The 16,868-nt window shown below is 71.3% G+C and carries 19 protein-coding genes and 1 tRNA gene; 7 read left to right on the top strand and 13 right to left on the bottom strand.

Translation table 11 applies throughout. The annotated features are described in order from the left end of the window. The first annotated feature begins 180 nt into the window (after nucleotides 1-180). Both ACZ518_RS35735 and ACZ518_RS35730 read left to right on the top strand, forming a co-directional pair. Entirely contained in the window at nucleotides 181-1,194 is a 1,014-nt protein-coding gene (locus ACZ518_RS35735) for a bifunctional lysylphosphatidylglycerol flippase/synthetase MprF (RefSeq protein WP_469117203.1), read from the top strand. A gap of 17 nt (nucleotides 1,195-1,211) precedes the next feature. Next, nucleotides 1,212-1,361 (top strand): hypothetical protein, encoded by a 150-nt coding sequence (locus ACZ518_RS35730; RefSeq protein WP_469117202.1) that lies wholly within the window; start codon nucleotides 1,212-1,214, stop codon nucleotides 1,359-1,361. 112 nt (nucleotides 1,362-1,473) lie between these two features. On the opposite strand, the gene ACZ518_RS35725 is transcribed toward ACZ518_RS35730, so the two are convergent. The 3 genes from ACZ518_RS35725 to ACZ518_RS35715 form a co-directional block, all read right to left on the bottom strand. Then, entirely contained in the window at nucleotides 1,474-2,145 is a 672-nt protein-coding gene (locus tag ACZ518_RS35725) for a hypothetical protein (protein WP_469117201.1), read from the bottom strand. Between the two features lie 6 nt (nucleotides 2,146-2,151). Then, nucleotides 2,152-3,267, bottom strand: coding sequence for an iron-containing redox enzyme family protein (locus tag ACZ518_RS35720; RefSeq protein ID WP_469117200.1), 1,116 nt, complete (start codon nucleotides 3,265-3,267; stop codon nucleotides 2,152-2,154). A gap of 181 nt (nucleotides 3,268-3,448) precedes the next feature. Beyond that, a tRNA-Lys gene (locus ACZ518_RS35715) sits at nucleotides 3,449-3,533 on the bottom strand. A gap of 192 nt (nucleotides 3,534-3,725) precedes the next feature. Between ACZ518_RS35715 and ACZ518_RS35710 the strand changes: the two genes are divergently transcribed. Continuing rightward, nucleotides 3,726-4,109 carry a cupin domain-containing protein gene (locus ACZ518_RS35710; RefSeq protein WP_362054412.1) on the top strand — a complete coding sequence of 128 codons (384 nt, stop codon included), beginning with the start codon at nucleotides 3,726-3,728 and terminating at the stop codon, nucleotides 4,107-4,109. A 123-nt stretch (nucleotides 4,110-4,232) separates the two neighbouring features. On the opposite strand, the gene ACZ518_RS35705 is transcribed toward ACZ518_RS35710, so the two are convergent. Continuing rightward, nucleotides 4,233-4,589 (bottom strand): nuclear transport factor 2 family protein, encoded by a 357-nt coding sequence (locus ACZ518_RS35705; protein ID WP_469117199.1) that lies wholly within the window; start codon nucleotides 4,587-4,589, stop codon nucleotides 4,233-4,235. 301 nt (nucleotides 4,590-4,890) lie between these two features. On the opposite strand from ACZ518_RS35705, the gene ACZ518_RS35700 reads away from it, so the two are divergent. Beyond that, nucleotides 4,891-6,174: a pyridoxal phosphate-dependent decarboxylase family protein gene (locus tag ACZ518_RS35700; RefSeq protein ID WP_469117198.1), complete on the top strand. Its 1,284-nt coding sequence runs from the start codon at nucleotides 4,891-4,893 to the stop codon at nucleotides 6,172-6,174. A gap of 498 nt (nucleotides 6,175-6,672) precedes the next feature. Here ACZ518_RS35700 and ACZ518_RS35695 read toward each other — a convergent pair whose 3' ends face one another. Genes ACZ518_RS35695 through ACZ518_RS35675 form a run of 5 tightly spaced genes read right to left on the bottom strand, consistent with a single transcriptional unit; the run spans nucleotide 6,673 to nucleotide 9,842 of the window. Beyond that, nucleotides 6,673-7,218, bottom strand: a complete 546-nt coding sequence (locus ACZ518_RS35695; RefSeq protein ID WP_469117197.1) for an N-acetyltransferase — start codon at nucleotides 7,216-7,218, stop codon at nucleotides 6,673-6,675. A gap of 20 nt (nucleotides 7,219-7,238) precedes the next feature. Next, the gene (locus tag ACZ518_RS35690; RefSeq protein WP_469117196.1) at nucleotides 7,239-7,538 is read right to left on the bottom strand and encodes a 4a-hydroxytetrahydrobiopterin dehydratase; all 300 of its coding nucleotides are present in this window, start codon (nucleotides 7,536-7,538) and stop codon (nucleotides 7,239-7,241) included. 55 nt (nucleotides 7,539-7,593) lie between these two features. Beyond that, nucleotides 7,594-8,097: a GNAT family N-acetyltransferase gene (locus tag ACZ518_RS35685; protein WP_469117195.1), complete on the bottom strand. Its 504-nt coding sequence runs from the start codon at nucleotides 8,095-8,097 to the stop codon at nucleotides 7,594-7,596. Between the two features lie 57 nt (nucleotides 8,098-8,154). After that, the gene (locus ACZ518_RS35680; RefSeq protein ID WP_469117194.1) at nucleotides 8,155-8,664 is read right to left on the bottom strand and encodes a GNAT family N-acetyltransferase; all 510 of its coding nucleotides are present in this window, start codon (nucleotides 8,662-8,664) and stop codon (nucleotides 8,155-8,157) included. Further along, the gene (locus ACZ518_RS35675) at nucleotides 8,661-9,842 is read right to left on the bottom strand and encodes a hypothetical protein (protein ID WP_469117193.1); all 1,182 of its coding nucleotides are present in this window, start codon (nucleotides 9,840-9,842) and stop codon (nucleotides 8,661-8,663) included. The genes ACZ518_RS35680 and ACZ518_RS35675 overlap by 4 nt, the downstream gene beginning before the upstream one ends. Before the next feature lie 270 nt (nucleotides 9,843-10,112). On the opposite strand from ACZ518_RS35675, the gene ACZ518_RS35670 reads away from it, so the two are divergent. Further along, nucleotides 10,113-10,277, top strand: coding sequence for a hypothetical protein (locus tag ACZ518_RS35670; RefSeq protein WP_469117192.1), 165 nt, complete (start codon nucleotides 10,113-10,115; stop codon nucleotides 10,275-10,277). Next, nucleotides 10,270-10,476: a hypothetical protein gene (locus ACZ518_RS35665; protein ID WP_469117191.1), complete on the top strand. Its 207-nt coding sequence runs from the start codon at nucleotides 10,270-10,272 to the stop codon at nucleotides 10,474-10,476. The genes ACZ518_RS35670 and ACZ518_RS35665 overlap by 8 nt, the downstream gene beginning before the upstream one ends. A gap of 301 nt (nucleotides 10,477-10,777) precedes the next feature. Here the strand turns inward: ACZ518_RS35665 and ACZ518_RS35660 are convergent, their stop codons facing one another. The 4 genes from ACZ518_RS35660 to ACZ518_RS35645 all read right to left on the bottom strand — a co-directional run bounded on the left by ACZ518_RS35660 (nucleotide 10,778) and on the right by ACZ518_RS35645 (nucleotide 16,051). Beyond that, nucleotides 10,778-11,302: a DUF5956 family protein gene (locus tag ACZ518_RS35660; protein WP_469117267.1), complete on the bottom strand. Its 525-nt coding sequence runs from the start codon at nucleotides 11,300-11,302 to the stop codon at nucleotides 10,778-10,780. 92 nt (nucleotides 11,303-11,394) lie between these two features. After that, a complete protein-coding gene (locus ACZ518_RS35655) occupies nucleotides 11,395-13,098 on the bottom strand; it encodes a nitrite/sulfite reductase (protein WP_469117190.1) in 1,704 nt (567 codons plus the stop codon). A gap of 14 nt (nucleotides 13,099-13,112) precedes the next feature. Beyond that, nucleotides 13,113-14,291 carry a hypothetical protein gene (locus tag ACZ518_RS35650; RefSeq protein ID WP_469117189.1) on the bottom strand — a complete coding sequence of 393 codons (1,179 nt, stop codon included), beginning with the start codon at nucleotides 14,289-14,291 and terminating at the stop codon, nucleotides 13,113-13,115. Next, complete coding sequence (locus tag ACZ518_RS35645) at nucleotides 14,288-16,051, bottom strand: hypothetical protein (protein WP_469117188.1); 1,764 nt, start codon at nucleotides 16,049-16,051, stop codon at nucleotides 14,288-14,290. The genes ACZ518_RS35650 and ACZ518_RS35645 overlap by 4 nt, the downstream gene beginning before the upstream one ends. Nucleotides 16,052-16,380: 329 nt before the next feature. Between ACZ518_RS35645 and ACZ518_RS35640 the strand changes: the two genes are divergently transcribed. After that, nucleotides 16,381-16,868, top strand: a 488-nt coding sequence (locus tag ACZ518_RS35640) for a phosphoadenosine phosphosulfate reductase domain-containing protein (RefSeq protein WP_469117187.1), incomplete at its 3' end; no start/stop codon positions are given.

Genomic DNA, 16,868 nt, shown 5'->3' with positions numbered 1-16,868 from the left:
GTCAATATGCGGTGAGAAGTCTTTCACCCGCTATCTGACTGAGGCCTGACGCCCATCTGACCAGCGCTTTCAGCTGACCCATCGCTGACCGAGGGCTGACCGGAAGGCCGGTCGGGTCTTGTGGTGCTCGGCCCCGCGTGCCATAAGTGAGGAAGTTGTCGGCGCGAGAATGGATCTGAAATGACCGGAACGGTTCTGGATAAGGATGTCGCGCTCGACGCCATCCGGCAGTACGCGGACGCGGGAAATCCCAGCGCGTATTTCGCCTTCAGTGACGGGAACAGCCATTTCCGGCTCCCCGGCGTCCCCGGGGTGATCGTCTACCGCCCCGTCGGCCGCTACCTGGTCCAGTTCGGCGGCCCGTTCGCCCCCTTCGCCCCCGCCGGTCCCGACGGCCCCCGGGCCCGGCTGCTGGCGGGCTTCACCGCCTTCGCCGCCGCGCAGGGCCGCGAGATCGTGTCCGTACAGCTCCAGGGCGCGGACGCCGACGTCTACGTCGACCAGGGCTTCACGGTGAACCAGATGGGCGCCTCGTACGCCGTCGACCTGGAGACCTTCACCCTGGCCGGCACCAGGTTCATGCAGCTGCGCAACAAGATCTCCCGCGCCCTGCGCAGCGGCCTGGAGATCAAGGAGGTCGAGTACGAGGACTTCGCCGACCGGATCGCGGCACTCGACACCGCCTGGCTCTCCACCAAGGGCGAGGGCGCCAAGCCCCTGGAGTTCCTCGTCGGCCAGACCGGCGGCCGCTACCAGCACCTGCGCCGCCTCTTCGCCGCCGTCCGCGACGGCGAACTGATCGGCTACGTCTCGTACGCCCCCGTCTACGGCCCGCAGGCCGGCTGGATGCACGACCTGAGCCGCCGGCAGCCGGACTCCCCGCCCGGGGTGATGGAGGCCCTCAACAAGGCCGCGATCGACGTGTTCACGGCCGAGGGCACCCGCTGGCTGCACTTCGGCTTCACCCCCTTCACCTCGCTGACGGCCCCGCAGTTCCCCGGCCACAGCCTCGGCTTCCACTGGTTCATGGAGCACCTCTGGGAGCACGGCGCGCACATCTACCCGGCGCGCACGCAGCTGGAGTACAAGCAGAAATGGGCGCCCTCCGCCGTACTGCCGGAGTACATCGCCTTCCAGCACGGCGCGAGCCTGCCCGCGCTGGTCCACGTCTTCCGCGCCTGCAACGCGGTCTGAGAGGGAGGTCGTACGCCATGCCGTCCGACGAGATCGAGACCCAGGGCCTGCTGGTCGTGGAAAGCTTCCAGGCCTGCGCGGCCGCCCCCGACGACCTGGAGGCCGCCCGCCTCTGCGACGCGGACCTCGCCCGCCTGGACGAACTGCTGCGCGCGGCACAGGCGTAGCCGTCCTCGCACGGGCCCCGCCGGCACGGCCGGCGGGGCCCTTCCGCGCGCACGGAGGAGGGGGCGGTGGGGAGAGGTGCTCCCCACCGCCCCCTCGGGGGCCCCGGCGGTGTCAGCGCAGTGCCGGGCGGGTGCTGATCAGGGTGCCGGCCGGGCCGCGGACCAGCATCGGACGCCTGCGCAGGGCCGGCTCGGGTCCGGCCGGCCGGGACACGTGGGCGACCAGCAGGTCCTGCACCACCGGCCCGGCCGGGCCCGCCGCCAGCTCGTGGCGCTCGCGCGTGACCGTACGCCGGTCGAACAGCAGAGCCTGCCCCGGGACCGGGGCCGCCTCCAGCAGGGGCGCGGTCCGGCCGGCGCCGAACAGCCGCGCCCGGCCCGACCCGGCCCCGGCCCGCCCGACCACCGCCACCAGCCCGAACCCGCCGCCGCCCGCCCCCGGCGGCCCGGGCAGCCGCACCGGGACCGTGGTCCCGGCCGGCGCCACGGTCCGGACCCGGTGCAGCTCGATCAGCCAGTCCGAGTGGACGTCCAGCCACGGCCCGCCCAGGGCCCGCCGCAGCAGCGCCGCCATCCCCGCCTCCAGCCGCCGGTCCGCCCCGTCGTACGGGACGTCGTACGGCACCTCGTACGAGGGGACGGGCAGGAACAGCCAGTCGTCGTCCGCCGTCCAGGACATCCGCAGCCGCACGACCCGGTACACGGGCTCGGCGAAACCGGCCGTGACCTCCCCGGGGACCGGGTCCAGCCCGACGAGCGCGAAGCCGTGCTCCCGCAGTGACACGGCGGCTCAGCCCGCGGCGACCGGGGTGCGCTCCGCGAGCGCGCCGCCCTCGGCGCCGGGCCGCGCCAGCTCCAGGCGCTCGTCGAGGTGGCGGGCGGAGGAGTTGGCGCGCCACAGCGCGCCGCGGGCGATGCCCCGGCGCATGTAGGCGGAGTCGGCGGTCGGGATGACCACGTTGTGGAACCAGCCCGCCGCGTGCTGGGAGTCGATGGTGATGTGCAGCCGGTGGTAGGTGATCCCGACCTCCGGCAGGCCCAGGCGCTCCCAGGCCCGTACGACGTTGCGGAACCGGTCGGGCGCCAGCCACTCGGTCATCCCGAGGAACCCGACCGCCTCCGGGTACAGGTGCCGGTAGCGGCACAGCAGCACCGCGAGGTTCCCCGAGTGCAGGTCGGTGGTGGTCATGGCGGCTTCCAGGTCCTCGGCGCGGACGTCGAAGACCTCGTAGATCTTGTTGAAGAGGTGGGTGTGCACGGCCTCCGGGTCGCCGTTGCCCATCTCGTCCCAGTAGTTGCCGGCGATCTCCATCTTGCTGGCGCCGACCGTGCCGATCTGCATCATCGCGAGGAAGTCGTCGAAGCGGCCGTCGATCAGCGACTCCTGGATGACGTACGTGCGCAGGTCCTCGCTGCGCGCCTCGCGGTTGATGAAGTCGGTGTAGTACGGGTGCTTGAAGGCGCGGTGCTTGCGGACGATGCCCTTGAGCCAGGACAGGAACTGCTTGGGATCGGCGGGCGCCGACTCCAGGAGCCCGGGCTCCAGGTGGGCGTCCTCGGCCTGGAGGGTGGCGTTCTCCAGCAGCCGGGTGACCTCGTGCAGCAGCACCGAGCCCTCGGCGCTGGGGCGGTCGGGTATCTGCATCACCGTCTGGTAGATGCGGGACAGGAGGAGCTGCTGGTGGTAGTGGGCGTCCTCGCGGCCGGGGCCGGGGCCGGCGACGGCGGCGGCGTTCATGTCGGTGACGGCCTCGACGATGCGGGAGCGTTCGCCCGAGAACTTGGCGTCGATCTCGTCGGCGTCCACGGCCAGCCAGGACGAGACCTCCTCGACGAGCGCGGCGGCGTCGGTCCTGCGGATCGCGGGCATGTTGGGGTGGTCGCTGGTGGGCAACTGCGTCTCCATGTCTCTCGGGGTCCCTCGGGAAGACGACGCCGTGTTCGGGGTCGCGCGGGGTTGAGAAGAGGGAAGAGGAAGGACATACGTCTCCGCCGCGCGGACCCGCGCGTACGGGCGGCCCCTCATGCCAAAGCACGCGCATCCCTCGTCGTCGTATCGGGATGCGCGTGCCTGGGATGAGCACCTGCGGAGAGGGCAGGATTCGAACCTGCGTGGGCAGAGCCCGTCCGGCGAAGGGCCGGACCCCATTCGGCCGCTTTGGGTACCTCTCCAACGGCCTTTCTCTGCCATCAGCTTGGCACGGTCCGGCTGACACGATGCTGATGAATTTCTGAGACCGTAATTCCGCCCGGGGTGGGCAATCGGTCAGGGCCGCATCAGCGTCGGCTGGGATAGTGAAAGGCGGTCGATCGAACTACTTCACTTCACTTCACTTCACGTCACCAGGTAGCAGGGGAGTTCCCGTGAGCGCCGAGACCGCCAAAATCGCCGTTTCCCGTCTCTACAACGACGAGAACGGCGAATCGCATTTCATAGACGAGACGCTGGAGGTGACGGCCCTCAATTTCGCCCCGCCCGCGCCCTCGCTCTTCGTCTCCGAGGGCGTGCCGGCCAAGCAGGCCGTCTACCTCTACATCCCGGCCGGCTGGTTCGGCGACTTCCACCCGGCCCCGCGCCGCCAGATCATGACGCTGGTCAGCGGCAAGATGGAGTGCGGGGTCAGCGACGGCACCTGGCGCACGTTCGTGCCCGGCAACACCCAGCTGGTCGAGGACACGAAGGGCAAGGGGCACGCCACCAAGGCCCTGGAGGACTGCGTGATGATCGTCTCCCAGCTCGCCGACTGACGCCGGGCGGCACGCGCGGGCCGCACGCGCGGGAAGAGGGCGCGGGAAGGGCGCGCGGGAAGGGCGCGCGGGAAAGGGCCCGGCCGGAATTCCGGCCGGGCCCCTCTTCGCTCTTGGGTTTGGTTATCCCTTGACGTACCCGAAGCTCTCGGCGAGGAGACCGTTCTCCAGGCGGTGCACGTTCACCCCGCGCACGAAGTCCCGCGCCCCGCTGCCCCAGCGCAGCGTCCAGCGGCAGACGGCGCGCTCGCCGGCCGTCCAGACGTCCTCGACCTCGAAGGTCATGTGCTCGTTGCCCGCGATCGAGGTCCAGAACTGGAGACATTCGTCGTAGCCGACGTGCTTCGTGCCGTCCGGGGCGGGCCCGGAGTTCTCCAGCCGGCAGTTCGGGGCGAGGATGTCCTTCAGCAGGCCGGGGTCGTGCAGCTGGAATGCCTGGTTGAACTGTTCGATAACCTTGCGCGTCTGCTCATCGGACATCGGGACTCCTCATGTCTCAGGTCTCATGTCTCATGACTCGGCATGGATGGCGGCCGGTCGCCCGGGGCGGCGGCCAGGGCCACAGGAGAAAGTAATACAGTCCAACGGCTTCCTGTCCAAGACTTTGGGAGTTCCGGCCATTTGAGTCAGTCGCACGTCAGTGCCAGCCGCCTAGCTTCGTACTATGACCACAGCAGACAGTGCGCCTCTCGCATTGGCCTATCAGCAGGCCATCGAATATCTGGCGGGTCTCGCCGATCGGCCGGTGGGTGCCACTGCCGGCTCGGAACAATTGCTGAAAATGTTCGGTGGCCCGCTGCCGGACGGCCCGGCCGAGGCCACCGAGACCATCGAGGTCCTCGGCCGCGCGGTGGCCGAGGGCGGCATCCCCACGGCCAACGGGCCCCGCTACTTCGGCTACGTCACCGGCGGCACGCTCCCCGTGGCGATCGCCACCGACTGGCTGGTCGCCGCCTACGACCAGACCGCCAGCCTGTACAACCTCTCCCCGGCCATCGCCGTGGCCGAGGACGTCGCGGCGCAGTGGGTCCTGGAGCTGCTGGGCCTGCCCGCCCACGCCTCCGTGGGCTTCCCCACCGGCTGCACCATGGCCCACCTGACCTCGCTCGCGGCCGCCCGCCACAAGCTCCTCGCGGAAGCCGGATGGGACGTGGAACGCGAAGGCCTGGGCGGCGCGCCCGACGTGGCCATCGTCGCCGGCGCCCAGCACCACATGACCATCGACCTCGCCGCCCGCTACCTCGGCTTCGGCACCGCGCGCATCCGCAACGTGCCCGTCGACGACAAGGGCCGCATGATCCCCGCGGAACTGGAGGCCACCCTCGCGGGGATCGACGGGCCGGTGATCGTCTGCGCCCAGATCGGCGACGTCAACTCCGGCGCCATCGACCCCGTCGGGGAGATCTGCGACATCGCCCACCGGCACGGGGCCTGGGTCCACGTGGACGGCGCCTTCGGCCTGTGGGCCGCGGCCAGTCCCAAGCTCCGCCCGCTCGTCGAGGGCGTCGAACGGGCCGACTCCTGGGCACTGGACGCCCACAAGTGGCTCAACGTCCCCTACGACTGCGGCATCGTCGTCATCGCCCACCCCGAAGCCCACCGCGCGGCCATGCTCAACGAACGCGCCGGCTACCTCCCGCCGGGGACCGATGGTGAACGCGACGCCATCGAATGGGTCCCGGACTTCTCCCGCCGCGCCCGCAGCCTCCCGGTGTGGGCGGCGCTGCGCTCCCTGGGCCGCAGCGGCGTCGCCGACCTGGTGGAACGCTGCTGCGCGCACGTGAGCCGGTTCGCGGAGCGTCTTGGCGGGGTTCCGGGGGTGGAACTCCTCAACGACGTGGTCCTCAACCAGCTCCTGGTCCGCTTCGGCGACGACGACGAGACGACCCGCCGGGTCATCGCCCGCATCCAGCGCAGCGGCGAATGCTGGTTCGGCGGCACGCTGTGGGAGGGGCGGGCGGCGATGCGCGTCTCGGTGGTCAACTGGCGGACGACGACGGAGGACGTCGACCGGAGTGTGGAGGTGATCCTGGAGGCCGTGGCGGGGGAGGTGGCGGCTGGCTGAGCGGGCCCGCCATCTCCCCCTCGAGGTACCGGGGTCGGGTCGGGCGGTAGTTGCCCACCCGCCCCCTTGTCTGCGGGCCGGTGGGGTGGGGGCGGGGTCCTGGCGGGGCGGTCTCGCAGCTGGTTCGGGGGTTTCCCGTCAGTCCCATCGTCCTTCCGGTTCGGGCCGGCCTGTCAAGGGCGCTCCCTTCGGTCGCGTCGCTTCGCGATGGCCTTCGGCCACCCTTGACACGCCGTCCCGCCCCGGAAAGACAAGGACTGCCGGGAAGCCCCCAAAAGGACGGTCACGGGGCAGGAGGGGGAGGGGCGGGGCTCTCAGCGATGCGGCGAGGGGCCGGGGGCCGGCCGGCCGGGCATCCGGGCCCTCACGTCGAGATTCCGGGCTGGGGGCGCGACCATGCGCACGAGAGGTTGATCAGAGCGACCTGGGGAGCACCCAGGCGCACCAGATCGCTACGCGCTCCTCGCATCTCGGCGTCTGGCGGCCGTCTTGGGCCGGTCATTCGCGCGTCAGGCGCATCATCAGCGGTCGGACCATCGCCGTGAGCACGGGGGAGTCAGGGGCGGGCTGGACGGGGCCGATCGCCTCGTAGCCCCAGGACTCGTAGACCCGCTGGACCTTTCCGTCTCCGGCGGCCGGATTGACCATGAGCGATGCGTACCGGTCCTCGCGGCCGGCCAGCAGCTCGTCATGGATCCGCCGGGCCAGTCCCGTCCCCTGGTGGGGAACCGTCACGCCGATCTCTCTGAGCGCCAGGGTCGGCGCACGGGTGTACTCCTCGTCCAGGTCGCCGATCCGCTTCCACCAGAGGTCCCCGGCCTCCACGGTGTTGCCGTAGGCGTACCCGACCGGCCGGTCCTCGGCGTCGAAGGCGAGCACCGCCGCGAAGCCCGGCGTACGGCCGTAGCGCTCCAGACGGTCCGACACGGTCGACACCGCGTAGTTCGGCAGGTGCAGCAGCGGTGCGCGGACCTCGCTGTACGCCTCGATGAGCGGACCGTGAGCCTGCTCCACGTCGGTGAACCGACGTAGCCGGGTCGTCATGTGATGCCCCTCCTGTTCGTTCAGATCGCGCCGTGCGCCGGTGCCGCTGCCTCGATGCGGCGTGCGAGCTCGATGTCGTGTTCGGCAACGTACCCGCCGAGGTCGCTCGAGCTGATCGAGACCTGAACGGTCTTGTAGCCGAGCGTCGCGTCCGAGTGGTGCCCGAGGTCGTTCTGGATGGCCGCGATGTGGACGATGAACGCCGCGCCCTGGATGTGCGGGACCGAGTACGAGCGCGCGATCCTCCGGCCGTCCGTGGACCAGCCGTTCAGGTCCTTGATTCGCTGCTCGACCTGCTCCGCCGACAGAGCCTCAGCCATGTTCAAGCCCCCTCTTCTCAAGGCGCCTCGGCGCCGGCCCTTCTCCAGCCAGAGGCTATAGATCCCGGACCATGACCGCGTAGACGGGCGAGTCGTCCGAGGGCTTGGCTTCGTCCCGCTTCTCGTAACCCCAGCCCTCGTACAGAGCCTGCACCTTCAAGTGGGAGGAGTCCACGAGGAGCGTCGCGAAGTCCACGTCCAGCGACTGAAGCAGGGCGTCATGGATCCTCTGTGCGCGGCCGGTCCCCTGCCACGGGGGTGTCACCATCAGCTCGGACAGGGCGAAGATCCGGCCGCGTACGCCCTTGGGTTGGTGCGCTCCCTTCCACCAGCCGCCCGGCTTGAATTTCGATCCGTACGCGTATCCGACCGGCCCGCCGTCTTCCCAGCCTGAGACGCACGTCCAGTCCTCGCGCCCCGACCACAGGTCGACGAAGTAGGAGAACCGCTCGCGGGAGTGGAACGGGTCGGGATCGTTCGCGTACACCTCGCCGTGGATGTCCAGGAGCAAGGAGCGGACGTCCGGCGCGTCGGTGTGCGTGTACCACTTCAGGTCCATCGTCGTGACTCCTCGATGCGGCTCACGGCCTCGGGCGTCCGTGCTGTCATCGGCCGGTCAAAGCCTGTTCAGCATCACCGCGTACACCGGCGAATCCGCGAACGGCTGGTTCTCCCCGATCTTCCGGTAGCCCCACGCTTCGTACATCGCCTGGAGACGCGGTCGCTTCGTGTCCACGGTGAGTACCGCCAGCGCCTCTGGCCGGCCTGCGAGGAGTGCGTCGTGCAGGCGCGGGCCCAGCCCGGTTTTCCGCCACTTCAGGCGCACCATCAGCTCCGAGACGGAGAACGTGGAGACCTGTTCTGGTGAGGTGTCGAGGTGGCCTTGCCACCACTCCCGGCCCGGGGCGGCGGGCGCGCCGTAGGAGAAGCCGACCGCCACGGGCCCCTCCCAGGCGATCACGCAGGAGAAGCCGGGATTCCCGCCCCAGTGGTCCACGAACCAGGGGAAGCGTTGTACGAACTCCTCGTGCCGGCGATCCGCGTACGCGTCCTCGTGCACGTCCAGCAGGACCTGGCGGATGTCGCCGAGATCGTCGTGGCCGTAGCGCTTCAGGTCGATGGTCACCCAGTGCTCCATTCGGTGCGGTAGCGGTCCGCCCATTCCCGGGCCACCTGCGCGGAGGCGGCAACCGTGAACAAGGCCCGGTGGAAGTCCCCGATCATCGTGCGGAGACGGCCGGGGAGCGGGTCACCGGCCATCAGCTCGAAGATGGTGCTCGTCGTCGCACATGCCTGTTCCACCTCGCCCTGGTGGAGTTGGGCGGTGCCGAGCCGGGCGATGGTCATCGACCGGTTCCGCCGCAGCTCCTGGGGCAGGGAGGCGAGGGCTCGGTGAGAGGCTGCCTCGGCATGCGCGTGCTTGCCGAGCAGCTCGTGCACGATCGCGGTGAGTGCCGCGAGCTCGGCCGGCCCGTAGAAACCGATCCACGGGGCCCGAGGGGCGGCCGGGTCTGCCTTCGCGAGGGAGGCCTCCGCGTGGCCCAGGGAGTACAGGGCCGGATTGCGGTCCCCGCGGGAGGCGTGCCCGATCGCCGTTCGGGCGTGGGCGAGGGACGACAGCAGGGGGTCGCGCCTCGCCGCCGCGGTGGACTGGGCGGCCTGCGAGGCGGCGATGCCTTCGCCGTACTCGTGCCGCTGGTGCGCGAGCATCGCGGTCGAGTTCCAGACCCGCAGCTGGGCCACGGAGTCCTGGGCCATGCCCGCCAGACGCAGGGCCTCGTTCAGGTGGACGCGGGCCCGGTCGAACTGCCTGGCGTCGACGCATGACCATGCGGCCGTCGACGTGTAGTGCGCGGCCACCGACAGAAGGCGCTGGCGCACGGTCTGCGACACGGCGTTCCGTTGTAGCCGGACCGCTTCGGACGCCCGGGTGAGGGCGGCACCCTCCAGTGCCACGTGCCCTCCACGGGACTGGTCGAGAGCCGTCAGTGCCGCCATCCCGTCCCGCAGGCGGATCACGTCCGACATGCCAACGGACCGGCCGTTCGTGGTCCCCGGAACGGACGTGGCGAGTGCGCCGGCCGTGGCGGTGAGGAAGGAGCGGCGGAGCACAGGGTCCTCCGGAGGTCTGGTGGCGGCAGCCGGTACGAACCCTAGTTCCGTGCTCGGGCAGCCGAACACCTTCTCAAGTGCCGCACGTGTCCGCCCGATCGGCCGCCGGGTGGCACCACTGAGCAGGTTCCGCACCGTCCGGGCGGAGACGTCACCGAACCGGCCGGTGATCTCCAGCAGTGCGGCGTTCATCTGACCTGCCAACTCCTCTTGGGTGAGCCCCAGGTCAGCCATTCGTGCCCGTAATACGGCGTTCCCGGCCATGCCGCCGAACGTAGCCCCGGCCTCACACGGCCGACAAGAACGTCCGTAAAGGGCAGACAAAGTCTTCCGGTCCCCGGTCGGGCGGAGGCAGAGAGCCCTTCCTGTTCCACCCGGGTTGTCGGCCGTTCACTGGTCACAGTCACGCGAGGCGAGGATGCTTCGCGGCCACCTCTCGTCAGACGACGGTTGGGAGCCCCTTTGACCAGTCCACTTCCGCGCGATGTGCTGAGCCTGGACACCCCCGACGGAACCGGGACCCGCATTGCCTCGCTGTCCTTGCCCAGTGGGGACCTGCTCGCGCGGGCCCACGTCGGGTGGGAGCACTTCCTGCTCGGGATGCGCTGGGAGGCGCCGGATGAGTGAGCAGTACGAGTACGTGCCGCACCGGCTTCTGCGCCGTCGGGTACGCGACATCGCGTCCGGAGTGGAGGGTGAGCTGATGGCCGTGGTCAACGAGAACGTCTCCGACACCGGGATCGAGCGGTGGATGGAGCTCGCGTACATCCGGGGCGCGTCCGGGCGCGAGTTCACCACGGCCGTCGGGAACGTCCAGCCCGCCTGATGAGCGACCAGATGAAGGGAGAGTTCATGGGCAAGCACCGCAGTCCGATCGGAGACGACGGAAGCCAGCCCGGGCGGCCCGTTCCGCCGCCGCCGTCGAAGTAGGGAGCCGCCGTGAGGGCCGAGGCACTCCTGGCCGCGATCCCCGCGGTGCCGACAGGTAGGCGCGGGTGAGGCGTTCCACGTAGTCATGGTGGTCCGCCGCGGTGGTCTTGAGACCGCGGAGTCTTGCCGGGCCAGGGAAAGGCTGCCGCCCAGGTGGACTCGGAAGCTCTGGCCCGGCCGGAGCGAGCCTCGCCGCGTCAACCGGACGGCTGATCGGCCCTTTCCACAAGGACGTGCAGCTCGTCCGCACAGAGCTCCGCGAACGCAGCGGACAGGCCCGGGGGAACCCCGCGGGCCTCGCCCTCGGCGCACAGGTGCTCGAGTACGTCGTCCACACGCTCGAACCCGCCCACCGGGTGCAGCAGCCACAGCCGGCCCGCCGGGCGTGGTGGGATCCCGACGCGGGCCAGGTCCTCGGCGGCATCCCTCTCCTGCCTCTCCCGCTCGGCCTCGGATACCGGGCGGCAGACGACGTCCAGCACCCGGCCCGCCGCGTCCAGGGTGGTGTCGATCTGCCAGCGCGTCGACCGGTCGGGCACCCAGGTGCGCGCGCCCGGGGGCCACACGTAGGGCAGGAACACCCACATCGGAGCGTCCGGTGCCGGCGACCAGCCCCGTTCCCCCAACTCCCGCACCTCCGGCAACCGGTCCGGCTCCAACTCGGTCACGCCGGACCGACGCTCCGCCAGCCGATGCGGACGACCACTCGCATCCCACGACATGTCGCGCACGCTACCGGTGGCGAGGTACGGGATGACCGTCAGCGGCGAGGGTCTCATACGCCCTGGCTGGATTCGCCCGGCACGCCGGTCCCTTACTGGAGGGCGGATTCGTCGCAGCGCGATACCCAGGCCGTGAAGGACTCCGACGGGTCCGTGCGGTCCGAGAGGTAGGTGCGGGTGAGGCGTTCCACGTAGTCCGGGAGGTCCGCCGCGGTGGTTTTGAGGCCGCGGAGCTTTTTGCCGAAGCCGCCCTCCTGGTCCGCGGAGAGGGACAGGGTGCCGCCCAGGTGGACCTGGAAGCCTTCTACCTGGCGGCCGTGCTCGTCCGGGACCAGCTGGCCCTTGAGGCCGATGTCCGCGACCTGGGTGCGGGCGCAGGAGTTGGGGCAGCCGTTCACGTTGACGGTCAGGGCTGCCTCCTCGCCGGCCAGGCGTTTTTCCAGTTCTGTGATGAGGGTCGCCGCGCGGTCTTTTGTCTCCACTATCGCCAGCTTGCAGTACTCGATGCCCGTGCACGCCATCGTGTTGCGGCGCCAGGGGGAGGGGCGGGCCTGGAGGCCGATTTCGGCGAGGTCCGTGATCAGGGGTTTCGGGTCCGCCACGTCCAGGACGAGGAGCTTCTGGTACGGGGTCAGGCGGACCCGGCCGCTGCCGTGGGATTCGGCCAGGTCGGCCAGGGCGGCGAGCTTCGTGCCCGAGAGACGGCCCGCCACCGGTGCGGCCCCGACGTACGACAGGCCGTCCCGCTGGCGGTGTACGCCGATGTGGTCGATCGGGGCCGGGGGGAGCGAGGGGGCCGGGCCGTCGAGGAGGGGGCGGCCCAGGTACTCCTCCTCCAGGACCCGGCGGAACTTCTCCACGCCCCAGTCGGCGACCAGGAACTTCAGGCGGGCACGGCCGCGCAGACGCCGGTAGCCGTAGTCGCGGAAGAGGCGGGCCACCGCCACCCACACGTCCGGGACGTCCTGGAGAGGGACCCACACGCCTACGTGTTGGGCGAGGATCGGGACCGTCGACAGGCCGCCGCCCACCCACATGCCGAATCCCGGGCCGTGCTCGGGGTGGACCGCGCCCAGGAAGGCCAGGTCGTTGATCTCGTACGGGACGTCCGGCAGCCAGGACACCGCCGACTTGTACTTGCGCGGCAGGTTGGAGAGGGAGGGGTCACCGATGTAACGGGCGGCGATCTCCCGCACGGCCGGGGTCGCGTCCAGCACCTCGTCCGCGCCCACCCCCGCCACCGGGCTGCCCACGATGACGCGCGGGCAGTCCCCGCAGGCCTCCGTCGTCGACAGGCCGACCTCCTCCAGCCGCCGCCAGATCGCCGGGACGTCCTCGATCCGCACCCAGTGCAGCTGGATGTTCTGCCGGTCGGTGACGTCGGCGGTGTTGCGGGCGAAGCGCATCGAGATGTCGGCGATGGCCCGCAGCTGGGCGGCGTCCAGGGTGCCGCCGTCGCTGCGCACCCGCATCATGAAGTGCTCGTCCTCGAGCTCCTCCGGGGCGAGCGAGCCCGTCTTCCCGCCGTCGATGCCGGGCTTGCGCTGGGTGTACAGGCCCCACCAGCGCATCCGGCCGCGCAGGTCGTCGGGGTCGATCGATGCGAAGCCCGTCTTGGAGTAGATCCGCTCGATGCGCTCCCGGACGAGGAGGGGGTCCTCGACCGCCTTGAACTCCTCGTTGGAGTTGAGCGGTTCCCGCTCGCCCAGCGCCCACTGGCCCTCGGGGCGCTTGGCGGCGGCGGGGCGCGCGGTTCTGGCGGTCCGGACCGGCGGCGCGGCGACTGTTTCCGTCATTGTCCTGCTCCTTGTCAGGTGGTGCCCAGGGGCGAGACCGGGACGATCATGCCGCTGGGGAGCCAGCTCGCGGATGCGGTGTGGTGGTGGCCGCCTGCCGCCGACGGGCCTCCGCTGCCGGGTACGTACAGCACGGCGGCGGCGTACAGCTTCGCGGGCGCCGGGCCCGCCGCACCGCGGGCGGTGCGCCAGGCCTCGTACCCGGCGGCGGTGGGCACCTCGCCGGGCAGGCGGGCGCCGAGCGCCGCCGCGTACTCCACGGCGGCCGGGCTGTTCGGGGCGTAGCGCAGCGGGATCAGCTGGCCCGCGCTCGGCGAGAGCAGCGGCGCGGTCAGCAGCCAGGGCGCCAGGTACGTGCCCTCGGCGACGGTGCGGCCCGCTTCGACGTCGCGTACGGCGGTGTCCGCGCCCGACCAGCCGGAGGTGACCACCAGCGGCCGGCGGGCGGAGGCGTCCGGCGCCCCCACGGAGATCCCCGCCCGGGCCGCGGCGGCACGCACCTCGGCGGCCGCGGCCCGCCCGCGCGGCGAGTCGTCCTCGGCCAGCGCCAGCGAGCGCGCCCCGCGCCCGGCGAGGAACCCGACGGTGTCCCGCAGCGCGGCGGCGTCCGCCTCCGTCAGGGCGTCGGACGGGCAGCCGGAGGGCGCCTCGGCGCTGCCGCCCAGCACCGCCCCGGCGGCGGCGCTCGCACACTCCGCGCCGTCGGCGCCGCGCAGCCCGGCCGGCGCCGGCTTCCCGCCCGCGCGGCCCGTGTCCACCGCCAGCGGCGCAGAGTTCCCGCCGGCCGACACCCACACCTGCCCGGGCCCGGCCGGCAGTTCCACCGGGATCCACGTCAGCGTCGACCCGGGACGCCGCCCGCCCCGCGCGAGCCGCTCCCGGTCCGTTCCGGCCGAGGCGTCGGCGGCGGCGACGCCCACCAGGTTGGGCCCCGGCCGGTTCGGCACCACCAGCACCGGCACCTGCTCGCCGCCCAGGCCCAGCGAGCCCAGCAGCGGTCCGGCCGACACCCGCGCACCCGCACCGCCGTCCGAGGGGGCGAGGGCGGCGACGAGGGCCGCGCACGCCACCGCCGCGGCGAAGTACGCCGTGGCGGTGGTGCGGCGGGCGAGCAGCCGCGTGCGGAGCAGCAGCAGTACGCCCACCGCCAGGGCGGCGGTCAGGACGACCGCCGCCGGCAGGACCGCGTTCACCGTCGGACGGCGCTGTCGCTGACCACGAACAGGACGCCGTGCGGCTGCGCGTCGCCGAAGTCGCCGTGCGGCCACGACGCCCGGTTGAAGCCGACGCACGGCTTGCCGGTGTTCTCGTCCCGGAAGGACCGGTCGAGGGTCACCCGGCCGCGCCGGTCGAGGTCGAACACGCACACCCGGTGGTCACCGCCGCCGCCGAAGGACCCGGCGACGAAGTAGTTGGCGACCGCGATCCGGCTCACCTGCGTGGTCTCCCGGTAGACGCCGTCCGCGCCGCGCCGGAAGTTGTCCATGGCGCCCCAGTGCGGGCCGCCCGAGCTGACGTCGCGGATCGGGACGGTGCTCACCAGCTCCGGGCAGTCCCGCTCGCGCCCGCCCCGGCTCGCCTCGGCGAGCTCGTCGACCGAGCACTTCGCGCCGGTGCCGGCCGCGAGGAGCTTCTGGATGTCCAGGACGTAGATCATGCCCGTGGTGGCGTCGAGCGACTTGCCGTACGGCACGGACTGGCCCATCACCGTGTGGAAGAGGAAGCGGTCGTCGGGGCTGACGGCCAGCCAGCTGCCGTTGTCCCCGCTGCCGGTGACCTCCTTGTCGCGCTGGAAGGACCGGTAGGCGGTGGTGTCGTCGAAGACCTCCTTCCACTGCGGGTCGGGGGCGGTGATGTCCGGCGTGTAGAAGATCGCCCCGCCGGCCATCGACGACACGAACGCGCCCTTGTTGCCGGGCCGGTTGGTCAGCGCGGTCTCCATGACCACGCGCGACTCGCGGAAGAAGGCCCGCTGCTCCTGCGCGCCGCGCGGACCGTCGGCGACCTTCGACACCGACTTCAGCTTCGGGTCGTCGCGGTCGGTGATGTCGAAGACGCGGACCGTCTGGCGGGCCAGGTTCTCCTTCAGCGCCGAGTCGGGCGTCATGAAGTTGCGGGCCTCGGCGAAGTCGCTCGCCACCATCACGTTCAGGTCCTCGCGGACCGCGATGCCGTGCGGGTTGGCGCAGGTCGCGGCCGGCAGCGCGGGGACGTTGCCGCACTGGGCGGGGTCCTCGCCCGCCGCGGTGGCGGCCGGGATCTCCGCGATGGTCTTCCCGTCCCTGCCGATCCGGACGATCTCGCCGGGCGAGCCCGCCGCGCCGTTGCCGACGCGCACCTCGCCGTTGGTGTAGGTGCAGGGGCCGGTCACGTTGGGGCCGCCCATGTACGTCCCGTACGCGGTGCCGTCGCTCAGCACCTGGTAGGCGTCGGGCAGGGTCCCGCAGGGGGTGTCGGCGGTGGTGTTGACCCCGGCGATCGTCAGCGCGGGCAGGGCCTTCGCGTCGAAGACGAACGTCGTGTCGCTCATGATGCCGCCGGCGTAGATCCGGTCGCCCTTGTGCCACACGTACTGCATGTGGTGCGGCTCGTTGCCGTTGTTCGGGCCGACGGTGACCGTGTTGGCGACCTTCCCGTACGTGGGGGAGCCCGGGGTGGCGTCGATGACGGTGAGGAAGTCGGGCGCCGGCTGCTTCGCCGGCCCGGACCAGACGAGCATCCACTGCCGGCCGGGCCCGCGCGAGGCGTCCACCAGGTGGTTGGTCGCCGTGTACGTGACGCCGTCGCCGCCCTGGAAGCTGGAGGTCCAGGTCTCCGGCGTACCGGCGGCGGCGGGGCCCGCCGCGGTGAGCATGGAGGCGGTGAGTCCCACCGCCGACAGACAGAGCGCGAGGCGGCGTATCAGCCTTCCTCGGCGCAGACCTTGCAGACCTTGCAGACCCTTCAGGCTCATTTCTCCGCGTGCCCTCTCCGGGGTATCGGCCGGAAAAAGGCGGACCGGCCGGTCGACGGGAATTACCAAGCGATTTTCAGGTCACTGTGGCACAAGGGCGCTGGCGGTCCGCTGATAGGAGACTTACCGCACCCTGACATTGCGCCAGGAGGAACCCCGCAAACCCCCTCAACTGCACGTAATGCCTGATGGGGGGCGTGGGATGGCCGGTTCTCGGTGAAATTGCCCGCGATCAGCGCACCGTCAGTGCTTTATGTGCCGACATTGCTAATCTCGGCTCAGAAAAATCCTGCCCGGTCGCCGCGTTCCCCATTAGAAGGAGCCGCCGGATGACGACGACTCACGTGCATCGAAATGCGAAAGAACTCGCCGAACGGGCGGGCCGGGACCTGGAGGGCGCCTCCGCCCCGGACATCCTGCGGTGGGCCGCCGAGACCTTCGGGAAGAAGTTCTGCGTGACGTCCTCGATGGAGGACGCGGTCGTCGCCCACCTGGCCTCGCGGGTCGCCCCGGGGGTGGACGTGGTGTTCCTGGACACCGGGTACCACTTCGAGGAGACCATCGGCACCCGTGACGCCGTCGGGGCGGTGATGGACGTCAACGTCATCACGCTGACTCCGCGTCAGTCGGTGGCCGAGCAGGACGCCGCGTACGGGCCGAAGCTGCACGACCGGGATCCGGACCTGTGCTGCGCGCTGCGGAAGGTCAAGCCCCTGGAAGAGGGGCTGACCGGGTACGCCGCGTGGGCGACGGGTCTGCGCCGCGACGAGTCCCCGACCCGGGCCGGCACCCCGGTCGTGGGCTGGGACGAGAAGCG

This window comes from Streptomyces sp. NPDC033966, from assembly GCF_055575955.1.
This window is presented reverse-complemented; position numbering and strand designations above follow the sequence as displayed.